Below are 11978 nucleotides of genomic sequence, written 5' to 3'. Positions count from 1 at the left end.
CTTAAGCTCCTTGTGCTGCGGTTTTGGCTTGCGGGTCCAGCTCGACCGGCACGGGCAACCGGGTCGGGGCCGTCGGCTCGGCGCCCCAACCGGCCCGCCAGGAGCGCAGCTGGAAGACCCACGCCAGCACTTCTGCCACCGCGGTGTAGAGTTCGGACGGGATTTCCTGCCCAAGCTCCACGTGTTGATGCAATGCGCGCGCCAAGGGCGGCGCTTCCAATGTGGGGATGCGGTTCTCGGCGGCAAGCTCGCGGATCTTGGCTGCGATCAGGCCCGTACCCTTGGCCAGCACCCGCGGCGCGCCGCTCTTTTCCTCGTCGTACTTCAGGGCCACGGCGTAGTGCGTGGGGTTGGTGACCACCACGTCCGCCTTCGGCACTTCTGCCATCATGCGGCGGCGCGCCGCCTGGCGCTGCTGCTGCCGGATGCGCGCCTTCACGTGAGGGTCGCCTTCGCTTTCCTTGTGTTCCTGGCGCACGTCTTCCTTGGACATGCGCAGCTTCTTCAGGTGGCTCCAGATCTGCCACGGCACGTCCAGCATGACGATGATCATCAGCGACGCCACGATGAAGGCGCAGCACATCGCCACCAGCGTCAGCGCCTTGATCAGCGCCGCCGACGGCGCCACGTGCATCAGGCTGAGCATGTCGTCGTGGTAGCGCCAGATGACCCAGACCGCCACGCCGCCGACCAGCGCGGCCTTGGCCAGCGCCTTGATGAGCTCCACCACCGTCTGTGACGAGAACATCCGCTTCACCCCGGAAATGGGGCTGAGCTTGGAGAAATTGAACTGCAGGGGCTTGCCCGAGATGACGATGCCGCCCAAAAGCACGCTGGACAACACGGCGATGACAGCCAACAGCCCGAAAATCGGCAACAGCACCAGCAGGGCCTGGCCGAAACCCTCCACCGCACGCTCGACCATCACGCCGGGATCGAGAACGATGCGCTGATCGAACGCCAGGCCGTTGCGCAACACGCCGCTCAGGGTCCGGTAGAGCGAGCTGCCGCCCACCCAGATGGCACCCACGCCCGCCGCCAGCATCATGAACGTTCCCAACTCGCGGGAACGCGCAATCTGCCCCTCCTCGCGCGCCTTTTCCAGGCGCCTGGGAGAGGCGGCTTCGGTTTTTTCGAGGTCGCTTTCTTCGGCCATGCTCTGCGGTGTCGTTGCGGCTCGCGGATTCTGGAATTACGAGCTGCCCGCCGAGATTCTAGGAGGCCCCGGGGTCTGGCGATAAGCCAAGAAACGGGGGGAAAGCGGCGCTATTCCCGGATGCGTTTCAGGCGGCGCGCTCCAGGCCCGCCCGGAACGCCCCCAGGCCCGGGCAGGCCAGCCACGTCAGTGGCCTGTGGCGACCGCCAGCCGGTCTGCCTCGCCCTCTCCGGCCGCCGCCTGGAAGCGGTTGAAGTCCAGGCCGATCCGCACCGCGCCCCAATGTTCCGACCCCAGATAGACCGGGATGGAAATGTCATTGACGATTTCGCCCGTATCGCGGGAATAGGTCTGCAGCAACATCCCGCCGGTATTGGTCGCCAGGCGCAAGCCCACCGGATCATCGAAGATGCGCTTGTTGCGCACTCGCAGGATGTCCTGCTTCGGATCCCCGGTAGGCGCTTGCGAAAAGCGGCGATTGTGGGCCGGCGCGTATCCCCGGCCGTCCACCAGGATCGTGTAGATCCCGCCCGGCACGCCATCCAGCACACTATCAAGCAACTGCGTCACGGTCTCATCGATCTGCCGGTCGTAACTGGTGTGGTAGCGCGCAGGTTCGCTGCCGGGAATGCGCCGGTAGTGGCGGTCGAACACATCGGCACCACGGCTTCTGGCGTCTTCCAGAAGGTTGACAGCGGCGTCGCGGAAGGCTTCGACAGCCTGGGACAGGCCGTCAAAGGCGGTATTGCCGGTGCGTATGTCGGCCAGCACCTCCTGCACGCTCTCCGTCTGGCGACGGATGCGGTCGATTTCGCTGGACATGTTGCCGACGCGATTCAACACGTCGGCGCTCAACGCCGCTATCCGCCCCACCTCCTCGCTCATACCGTGGTTGGTGGAGTCCACCTCGCCTATGGCCTGGACAACGTCGCCGACCTGGCGGTTCATGCTGTCGAAATCCCGCACGAAACGCTCAAAGCCGGAGCATGTCCGATCCAGCACTGCGCCGGACGCGTTGACGTCCTCGCGCAATGTGCCGGTCTGATGCTGGGTCGTCTCCACCAGCTCCAACATTTCGGCGGTATGCCGGCCGATATCGCTGGTAGCCGAGTTCACACGCTCGGCCAGCCGCCCGACCTCGCTGGCGACCACGGCGAATCCCCGCCCCGCATCCCCCGCCCGGGCCGCCTCGACCCCGGCGTTCAAGGCCAGGAGTTGAGTCTGCAAGGCGATCTCCTTGATCAGCTTGCTGATGTCGCCAACGGAGTGGGCGCGGTCTGTCAGTTGACCGACCACCTCGGTGAATGAAGCCATCTCCCGCGTCATGCGCTCCACCCGCGCCTTGACGTCGGACAGTTCGGCCAGCGCCTGCTGCGCCGCGTGCAGATTTTGCCCTGACACCTCGGCAATCTCGCGCGCATGGGTGGAGGTTGACGTCGACAACGCGGCGATTTGCGCGCCGCTGGCCGCGAGCGCTTCCGCGGCCCGCGCCTGCTCCTGTGCCAGGATCGAACAATGGCCCGCCTGGAACTGCGTGCGCGCGGCGTTCAGCGCGATTTCGATGCTGGATTGGCGTACGGTCATGATGCGGCTGCGTATGCGCGCCATGAAACCGTACAGCGGCCAAACGGCCGGGCTGATGGATAGCGTACGTTCCGACAGGGTCGCGTCGCCGCGATTGAGCCGCCGCAACAACCGCCACATGCCGCCCAGGCGGAATACGGATCTGGCCATGATCAATCTCCTTGTGCCGGCCCGGATCGCCTTCTATGGGCATCCGTTGCCTGGCGCGCATTGCGCGCCATGATTCACGCTGCACGGCCCCTGATTATTGTTTTGGAGGGGAGTCTATCCACGAGGCGCGCTTTGCGCCCTTAGGGACTACCTTCATGCGCGGGCGGCACCACCCGGAAAATGCACCGCCGGAGTCCCTGTCCGGCGGCGCGGCTCCCGGCTAGAAGCCCAGGCTGGCCAGCAGGTCGTCGACCTGGTCCTGGCTGGTCACCACGTCGGTCTTGCCTTGCGGACTGATCTGCGGCCCGTTGAGCAGGCTGTTGGCTTCGTCGCGGCGTTCTTGCGGGACGTTGTCCAGCAGCACCTGCAGCAGTTCACGCTCGATCGCGCCGACCACGTCCATCATGCGCATGATGACCTGGCCCGTGAGGTCCTGGAAATCCTGCGCCATGATGATTTCCATCAGCTGGGATTGCGTCTGCTGCGCCTGCTTCGGCACATCCTGCAGGTAGGCGCGCGTGTCCTTCACAAGCTCGCGCGCCTCGGGCAATTCCAGGGGCTGGTCGTACCACTGCTGCCAGCGCGCATCCAGCGCCTGCGCCGAGCGCGACAGGCCATCCTGGATGGGGCCGGCCTGCTCGGTGGCGTTCAAGACGCGGTTGGCGGCCTGCTCCGTCATCTGCGCCACGTAGCGCAGACGGTCGCGGGCATCGGGAATCGCGTTGGCTGCGTCCTTGATGGCCTGATCCAGCCCCAGTTCGCGCATGCTGTCGCGCAGCATGCGCGTCAGCGACGCGATGCGGTGGATCAGGTCGGGGGATTCGCCCGGGCTCTCATGTTCCGTCGTGCTCATGGCTCACCTCAACCGGCGATTTTCTCGAAGATCTTGTTGAGCTTCTCTTCCAGCGTCGCCGCCGTGAAAGGCTTGACCACATAACCGTTGGCGCCGGCCTGGGCCGCGGCAACGATGTTTTCCTTCTTGGCCTCGGCCGTCACCATCAGCACGGGCAGCGAGGCCAGCGCCGCGTCGGCGCGGATCTGCTTGAGCATCTCCAGGCCGTCGAGATTGGGCATGTTCCAGTCCGACACCACGAACTGGAAACCGCCGTTGCGCAGCTTTTCCAGGCCGATGGCGCCGTCTTCGGCCTCATCCACGTTCTCGAAACCCAGCTCTTTGAGCAGGTTGCGGATGATCCGCCGCATGGTGGGGAAGTCATCCACCACCAGAATCTTCAGGCCCTTGTCTACCATCTTCTACTCCAGAAAAAATTTAGCTTGGACCGATCGGGGAGCCTTGCGCGTCAGACGCGGTGCCCGCGATCGCCCAGGCGAGTCAGAATGCGTTCGCTTATCGCCGACAACGAAACCACTTCATCCGCGGCGCCCAAGGCGATAGCTTCGCGGGGCATACCGAAGACGACGCAGCTGGCCTCGTCCTGCGCAATCGTGTGGGCGCCCGCGCGGTGCATGGCCAGCATGCCGGCCGCGCCGTCCTTGCCCATGCCGGTCAGGATGACGCCGATGGCGTTCTTGCCCGCGGCTACGGCCGCCGAGTTGAACAGCACGTCCACCGACGGGCGATGGCGGTTGACGGGTTCGCTGGCTTCAAGCTCGATCACGTAGTTGGCACCGCTGCGGCCCAGACGCATGTGCATGTCACCGCCCGGCGCCAGATAAACGTGCCCGGGCAACACGCGGTCGCCGTGCACGGCTTCACGGACCGTCACCGCACACAGGGCATCCAGGCGTTGCGCAAAGGAGCGCGTGAAGCCCGCCGGCATGTGTTGGGTGATCAGGATGGCCGGGCTGTCGGGCGGCAACGGCTGCAGCACCTCGCGGATCGCTTCCGTGCCGCCCGTGGACGCGCCGACGATGACCAGCTTTTCCGAGCTGGACAGCGGACGGCGCAACATGGGCGCGGGTGCGGCGGGCGCGGCGTGCGCTGCTGGCGCGCGCAGCTTGGCGCGCGAGGCGGCGCGTATCTTGTCGGCGATGATCTCGGTGTATTCGAGCAGGCCGTCGCGGATGCCCAGCTTGGGCTTGGTGACGAAGTCGATCGCGCCCAGTTCCAGGGCCCGCAACGTGATTTCGCCGCCGCGCTCGGTCAGCGACGACACCATCACCACCGGCATGGGCCGCAGGCGCATCAGTTTTTCCAGGAAATCCAGCCCGTCCATGCGGGGCATTTCCACGTCCAGCGTCAGCACGTCGGGGTTATGGCGCTTGATGAGTTCGCGTGCCACCAGCGGATCGGGCGCGGTTGCGACCACCTCCATGTCCGGCTGGCTGTTGATGATCTCGGTCATCAGGCCACGCACCAACGCCGAATCGTCCACACACAAAACGCTAATTTTCTTCATTTTTGCTGCCTCGGCCCGCTCAGGACCTGCCCGCGCATTCATAGACAGTCTGCCCGCGCAGACGAAAGTCCCGGCTGATATAGGTGAAGTTCTCGGAATGGCCAGCAAACAGCAAGCCACCCGGCTTGAGCAGCGGCACAAACCGTTCCAGGATCCTGGCCTGGGTAGGTTTATCGAAATAAATCATGACGTTGCGACAGAAGATCACATCAAACTGTTCGTTGATCTGCCACGTCGGCGCCAACAGGTTCAGCGTCTCGTATCGGACCATGTCGGCGATCTCGGGACGCACCCGGACCTGCCCTTCGTTGGCGCCCCGGCCTTTCAAGAAGAAGCGCCGCAGACGCTCGCTATCCATTTTGTCCACGCGCTCGGCCGGGTAGACCCCCGCGCGCGCACGGGTGAGCACATTGGTGTCGATATCGGTGGCCAGCACCGAACTTGCACTGGCCCGAGGGCCCAGCGCTTCCACCAGCGTCATGGCGATGGAATACGGTTCTTCCCCGGTGGAGGCCGCACAGCACCATACCGACACCGGGCCGCCGCGCCGTTTGGCAAAGTCAGCCAAGATGGGGAAGTGATGCGATTCGCGGAAGAAGGCGGTCAGGTTGGTCGTCAATGCGTTGACGAAATCTTCCCACTCAGCCGCATTCGGTTCGTTTTCAAGCTGGTCCAGATAGCTGCCGAAATCCTGCATGCCCAGCGCGCGCAGGCGCCGGGCAAGTCGGCTGTAGACCATTTCGCGCTTGTGCGTGCCCAACGAAATTCCCGCATAGGCGTGAATCATCTTGCGCACGCGCGAAAAGTCCGCGTCGCGAAAATCGAATTGGCGTTCCACCGAAATGGACGGCGCCTGGGTTGCCGCTGCTGTAGCCACTGCGATCCTCAGTGCCCAAGCGCAAGCGCGTCAGGCGCCTGCAAGCGGGTGTCGTCACCGGCGGAACGCGCCGACGACAGGCGCTGGGCCGGAACCTCGATGACCTCGCCCACGTTGATTTTGAACACGGACACCGCTTCGGCCAGACGCTGCGCCTGCTCCTGCAGAGAACCCGCAGCTGCTGCAGCCTCTTCCACCAGCGCCGCATTCTGCTGCGTCACCTCGTCCATCTGCGACACGGCACGGTTGACCTGCTCGATGCCGCTGGACTGCTCTTCGGACGCCGCCGAGATCTCGCCCATGATGTCCGTCACGCGCTTCACCGAGGCCACGATCTCCTGCATCGTCGAGCCGGCGCGCTCCACCTGCTGCGAGCCCGCGCCAACCTTGGTCACGGAATCCTCGATCAGGCCCTTGATTTCCTTGGCCGCCTGGGCGCTGCGTTGCGCCAACGAGCGCACTTCGCCTGCCACCACGGCAAAGCCTTTGCCCTGCTCGCCCGCTCGGGCAGCTTCCACCGCCGCATTCAGCGCCAGGATGTTGGTCTGGAAGGCAATGCCGTCGATCACCGACACAATCTCGGAAATCTTGCGCGAACTTGCCGAAATTTCCTGCATGGTGTGGACCACTTCCGACACCGCCGAACCGCCGCGCTCTGCCACGTCCGAGGCGCTGGCCGCCAGCTGGTTGGCCTGGCGCGCATTGTCGGCGTTCTGCTTGACGGTAGAGGCCAGCTCTTCCATCGAAGCCGCGGTTTCTTCCAGCGAGGCCGCTTGCTGCTCGGTGCGGCTGGACAGGTCCGTATTACCCGCCGCGATCTCGTGCGAACCGACGTTGATCTCATCCACGCCGCGGCGCACTGACGCCACGGTGCGGGTCAGGCTTTCCTGCATGCGCTTCAAGGCGGCGAACAGCTGGCCGATTTCGTTGGTATTGCGCGCGTCCACGCGGGCGGTGAGGTCGCCACCGGCGATGCGGTCGAAGTGATGACCGGCTTCCTTCAGCGGCAGCAGCACGCGGCGACGCAGGAACACATAGGTGGCGAACACCAGCAGCGCGGCGATCACGCCGCCGGCGGCGACTGCCATCAGGACGAACTGGTAGCGCACCTGTGCCACTTCGTGCGCATCCAGCGTCTTGCTGGCGCGCCAGAAATCAAAGCCTTCGATGGCGCGCGCGTACCGGCCCTCGAGAGCGTCCTGTACCGTCTGGACTTGCTTCTGGTAGGCAGGCATGTCCGCCTTTTCCAAGGCGGCCACCAGCGGCGTCAGCCCTTGCCGGACCAGCGCGTCATAGGATTCGTCGATTTCTTTCAGGGCGTCGGCCGCTTCGGCGGGCCGAGCCAGGCTCTTGTAATACTCGTACTCGGCCTGCCCCTTGTTCATGGAGGCCTTGGCCCGCTCCAGCAGGCCCGCCGCCTCGGAGGACAAGCCCTGGGTCAGCAAGGTGGGCTGCCCCACGCTCTTCACGATGTCCGCATAGTTGGCGGCGGCCGCGCGGCCCAGGCCAGTCATGGTGTCCTTGTAGCTGGAGACCACGCGGCCGACCGCGTCATCCAGCTCTTGCGATTGCTTGATCTGCGCCAGGGTGCCATTGCTGATGCGCAGGGACAGCACGCCCAACGCGGCCCCTATCACCAACATGAATGAGAAAAACGCCAGCACCCACAACAGGCTGCTGCGTATCGTCATGTTTGCGAAGAACTTGCGCATCACAAGAACCACTCCCAGATTGAAGTCGTTAAAGGAAAGCGCCACATTGGGTTCAATATGGCGCTTTTACCTCCCAGCAGGCCGTTCCGATCAGGACGCGACCTTCTCCACCAGCGCCATTTCGTCGCTGGTCATCATTTTTTCAATATCCACCAGGATCAGCATGCGTTCGTCCACCGTGCCCAGGCCCGTCAGGTACTCGGTGGACAAAGTGGCGCCGAATTCCGGCGCCGGGCGGATCTGGCCCGAATTGAGCATCAGCACATCGGACACGCCATCCACCACGATACCGACGACGCGGCGGTCGAGGTTCAGGATGATGACCACGGTCTGCTCGTTGTAGTCGACGCGGCCCAGATTGAACTTGATGCGCAGGTCGACGATCGGCACGATGATGCCGCGCAGGTTCGTCACGCCCTTGATGAACGGCGGAACATTCGCAATGCGGGTGACCGTGTCGGCGTCGTAGCCGCGGATCTCCTGCACCTTCAGGATGTCGATGCCGTACTCTTCGTCGCCCAGCGTAAAGACCAGGAACTCGCTGCCGACATCTTCATTGCGCGCGGCTTGCGCTTGCGGTTTGGCTGCCATGAGGTTTATTTCTCCATCAATTCAGAATGGCTTCGGGCTGCGACCAACGCTCGCGGTTGGCGCGCGCAAGCGCAAATACGTCGACGATCAGGGCCACGCTGCCATCGCCCAGGATGGTCGCGGCGGAAATGCCCGGCACCTTGCGGTAATTCGATTCCAGATTCTTCACCACCACCTGGTGCTGGCCGATCAGGTGATCCACCAGCAACGCAAACCGGCGGTCCTCGGCTTGCATGATGACCGCGATGGCCTGCGTGGGATCGGTCTGGGCGTCGCTGACCGAGAACACCCGGTGCATTTCGACCAGCGGCAGGTACTCGCCGCGCACGTGCATCACGCGCTCGTTGCCCGCCACCGAGTAGATCTGGTCATTGGTGGGCTGCAGCGATTCGGTTACATGGTTCAGCGGCAGGATGAAGGTTTCCTCGCCGACGCGCACCGACATGCCGTCCAGAATGGCCAGCGTCAGCGGCAGGACGATGCGCGTCGTGGTGCCGTTGCCCGGCTCGCACGACAGCTGCACGTGGCCGCCCATGTCCTGGATGTTCCGGCGCACCACGTCCATGCCCACGCCTCGGCCGGAGATGTCCGTCACCTTTTCGGCGGTGGAGAAGCCCGGCGCAAAGATCAGCTGCCAGATTTCGTCGTCCGGCGAATTCTCGTTGACGGGCAGGCCCTGGGCGATCGCCTTCTTCAGGATCTTGTCGCGGTTCAGCCCGCCGCCGTCGTCGCTGACTTCAATGACGATGTTGCCGCCGTTGTGCTGGGCCGACAGCACCAGCTGTCCGACGGGGTCCTTGCCAGCGGCGACGCGCTTTTCGGGCGTCTCGATGCCGTGGTCCAGGCTGTTGCGCACCAGGTGGGTCAGCGGATCGATGATGCGTTCGATCAGGCTCTTGTCCAGTTCCGTTGCGCGGCCGTGGGTTTGCAGTTCGATCTGCTTGCCCATCTTGCTGGCGATGTCGCGCACCAGGCGTGGGAAGCGGCTGAACACGTAATCCATCGGCATCATGCGGATGGACATGACCGCTTCCTGCAGGTCGCGGGCATTGCGCTCAAGCTGTTCCATGCCATTGAGCAGGCGGTCGTGCAGCACCGGATCCAGCGTGGATGCGGTCTGGGCCAGCATGGCTTGGGTAATGACCAGTTCGCCCACCAGGTTGATGACCTGGTCGACCTTTTCGACGCCGACGCGGATCGAGGTGGATTCCTTGTCCGCGTGCGCCGGAGCTACCGCAGCGGGCCGGGCCGCGCGGGTGGACTGTGTGATGGCCTCGGCGGCCGCAGCCGACTCGGCGACGGCCGGCGCTTCGGGCGCCGTCTGTGCGGGAGCCGGCGCGGGCGTCGCAGCCGCAATTGGAGCAGCAGTCTGCATTACGCCCGCCGGAGCAGCTTCGCGGCTGATTTCCAGCTGGTCGCCGTCGACGATGAAGCAGCATACTGCCTCGATATCGTCCGGCGTGCAGGTGCTGTCCATCCAGACGGTCAGGGCGCCGTCGGCGCGTTCGCTGGCCTTGACGTTGCCGAGATTGCCCATTTCCTCGAGGAGGGAGGCGGCGTCCTTGTCCGAAACCTTGGTGATCCGCACACGCAGAGGCAAGCTGCCGGCTTCCGCTGCCGGCGCTTGCGCGGCGGGCTCGGGGGCAGGCGCCGGGGCGATCACGGGAGCCGGGGCCGGAACCGGCGCTGCCACGGGTGCAGGGGCCTCGGCCGGCGCGGCTGCCGCGGCGGGATCCTTATGCTCCAGCGCAAGCTGCCTCAGTACGGCGCAGATACGCTCAAACACGGCTTCATCGGGCTCTTCGGAGGCCCGATAGGCATCCAGTTGGCTTTTGAGCACGTCTTTCGTTTCCAAGAAAATATCGATCATGTCCGTACGCAGCGCCATTTCGCCGCGACGGATCGCATCCAGGAGGTTTTCCAGCAAATGGGTCGTGCCCGCCAGCTGCGTGAAGCAGCCGAAGGTGGCCGCCCCACCCTTGATCGAGTGGGCGGCGCGGAAGATCGCGTTGAGCTGTTCGATGTCGGGCGCGCCCACATCCAGCTCGAGCAGCAGCTGCTCCATCTGCGCGAGCAGCTCGTCCGCCTCGTCGAAAAAGGTCTCGTAAAACTGACTGAGGTCCAAACCAGAACTCATGACCCGTACGCCTTCAAAAATGAACTTGCTTACGCGCCGGCCTGCTCGTCGAGCAGTTCAGACGCCAATTCCACCAGCACATTCGGGTCGACCGGCTTGGAAAGCCAGCCACAGACCCCCAGATCCCGGGCGGCCATCTTGCTGTCCACGTCGTCCTCGGTGGTCAACACCAAGACCGGCACGTCCAGGTACTCGTCCTCTTGGCGCAGTCCCTGGATCAGCTCCAGACCGCCCATGACCGGCATGTTCCAGTCGCTGACCACCAGGTCCACCGGGTGGCTCTTGGCCAATTCCAGCGCTTCCTGGCCATTGCCGGCCGTCAGGACTTTCCATCCCGCGCCCGTCAACGTCGCCTGGACGATCATGCGCATCGTCGCCGAGTCGTCCGCCACAAGAATCGTTGCAGCCATTGCTATCGAACCCCTTCCGCGGGCGGGTTGCTCTCCGCCTCGCCTGGTTTGGTTGCCGTCGTGGCCTGGGCCGCGGCTTGCGCCGCTTCCACCGCCGTTCCTACCTCGCGGGCATCCTTGGCGCTGACGTCCGCAGCCGCGGCGTTCTCGCTTTCGATGCGCCGCTGGGTGCTCTGGTTGAGCACCACAAGGCTGATACGTCTATTAACGGCCGCATACGGGTCATCTTTAACCAGGCTCATGCTGGACGACAGCCCCTGGATGCGCAGGACCTTGCTTTCGTTCATTCCGCCCGCCACCAGCTCCTGGCGCGACGCATTGGCGCGGTCGGCCGACAGCTCCCAATTGCTATAGGCGCGCTCTCCGCGAGCGTATTGCGAGGCGTCGGTGTGGCCGGAGATGCTGACCTTGTTGGGCAATTCATTCAGGACCGGCCCCAGTTCCCTGAGGATGTCGCGCATGTAAGGCTGCACTTCCGCGCGGCCGGTGGCGAACATCGGACGGTTCTGGTTGTCGATGATCTGGATGCGCAGACCCTCCGTAGTCAGGTCGATCAGCAGTTGCGGCCTGAAGCTCTTCAGCACCGGACTGGTCTCGATGACGTTTTCGAGCCGCTTTTTCAGATTTTCCAGGCGATGCTGTTCGCGGCGTTCGGCGTCGCCCATGGGCTGGGCCTCGACGCGGTTGCCCTGCGCGCGGCGCACATCGCCCTCGCTGCGCAAGGGATCCCTGCCGCCTCCTGGAACCGCGCTGGTCTCGGCCGAACTGCTGGGCCCACCCGTAATGGCGACGCGCAATGGCATGCGGAAGTACTCCGCAATGCCCTTGAGCTCTTCGCGCGGGACCACGCTGATCAGCCACATCACCAGGAAGAACGCCATCATCGCCGTGATGAAGTCGGCGTATGCAATCTTCCAGCTGCCGCCGTGGTGCCCGCCGCCGTGGACCTTCTTGCGGCGGATCACCACACGGTGGTTGTTTACCGTGCTCATGGCCCGCTC

At 64.4% G+C, this 11978-nt stretch carries 11 protein-coding genes; all 11 read right to left on the bottom strand.

The features are described from left to right. Position 1 precedes the first annotated feature (1 nt). On the bottom strand, positions 2–1156 hold the full coding sequence (gene flhB, locus IB258_RS00905) for a flagellar biosynthesis protein FlhB (RefSeq protein WP_054456664.1): 1155 nt from the start codon (positions 1154–1156) through the stop codon (positions 2–4). A 186-nt stretch (positions 1157–1342) separates the two neighbouring features. Continuing rightward, positions 1343–2890 carry a methyl-accepting chemotaxis protein gene (locus IB258_RS00900; RefSeq protein WP_225590237.1) on the bottom strand — a complete coding sequence of 516 codons (1548 nt, stop codon included), beginning with the start codon at positions 2888–2890 and terminating at the stop codon, positions 1343–1345. Between the two features lie 220 nt (positions 2891–3110). Then, on the bottom strand, positions 3111–3743 hold the full coding sequence (gene cheZ, locus IB258_RS00895; protein WP_054456663.1) for a protein phosphatase CheZ: 633 nt from the start codon (positions 3741–3743) through the stop codon (positions 3111–3113). An 8-nt stretch (positions 3744–3751) separates the two neighbouring features. After that, positions 3752–4141 carry a chemotaxis response regulator CheY gene (gene cheY / locus IB258_RS00890; RefSeq protein WP_013393379.1) on the bottom strand — a complete coding sequence of 130 codons (390 nt, stop codon included), beginning with the start codon at positions 4139–4141 and terminating at the stop codon, positions 3752–3754. A 50-nt stretch (positions 4142–4191) separates the two neighbouring features. Further along, positions 4192–5250: a chemotaxis response regulator protein-glutamate methylesterase gene (locus IB258_RS00885; RefSeq protein ID WP_013393378.1), complete on the bottom strand. Its 1059-nt coding sequence runs from the start codon at positions 5248–5250 to the stop codon at positions 4192–4194. 19 nt (positions 5251–5269) lie between these two features. Next, complete coding sequence (locus IB258_RS00880; RefSeq protein ID WP_054456662.1) at positions 5270–6127, bottom strand: CheR family methyltransferase; 858 nt, start codon at positions 6125–6127, stop codon at positions 5270–5272. A gap of 8 nt (positions 6128–6135) precedes the next feature. Beyond that, the gene (locus tag IB258_RS00875) at positions 6136–7839 is read right to left on the bottom strand and encodes a methyl-accepting chemotaxis protein (RefSeq protein WP_119451937.1); all 1704 of its coding nucleotides are present in this window, start codon (positions 7837–7839) and stop codon (positions 6136–6138) included. 90 nt (positions 7840–7929) lie between these two features. Next, a complete protein-coding gene (gene cheW, locus IB258_RS00870; RefSeq protein ID WP_054456661.1) occupies positions 7930–8430 on the bottom strand; it encodes a chemotaxis protein CheW in 501 nt (166 codons plus the stop codon). A gap of 16 nt (positions 8431–8446) precedes the next feature. After that, positions 8447–10567 carry a chemotaxis protein CheA gene (gene cheA / locus IB258_RS00865; protein WP_192351999.1) on the bottom strand — a complete coding sequence of 707 codons (2121 nt, stop codon included), beginning with the start codon at positions 10565–10567 and terminating at the stop codon, positions 8447–8449. A gap of 29 nt (positions 10568–10596) precedes the next feature. Then, a complete protein-coding gene (locus tag IB258_RS00860) occupies positions 10597–10977 on the bottom strand; it encodes a response regulator (RefSeq protein ID WP_192351998.1) in 381 nt (126 codons plus the stop codon). A gap of 2 nt (positions 10978–10979) precedes the next feature. Continuing rightward, entirely contained in the window at positions 10980–11969 is a 990-nt protein-coding gene (gene motB / locus IB258_RS00855) for a flagellar motor protein MotB (protein WP_054456658.1), read from the bottom strand. Positions 11970–11978: the final 9 nt, after the last annotated feature.

The organism is Achromobacter sp. ACM02, from assembly GCF_014851605.1.
Classification (GTDB): domain Bacteria; phylum Pseudomonadota; class Gammaproteobacteria; order Burkholderiales; family Burkholderiaceae_B; genus Achromobacter; species Achromobacter aegrifaciens.
Note: the sequence above shows the minus strand (reverse complement) of the source record. Positions and strands in the feature narration are given on the sequence as shown.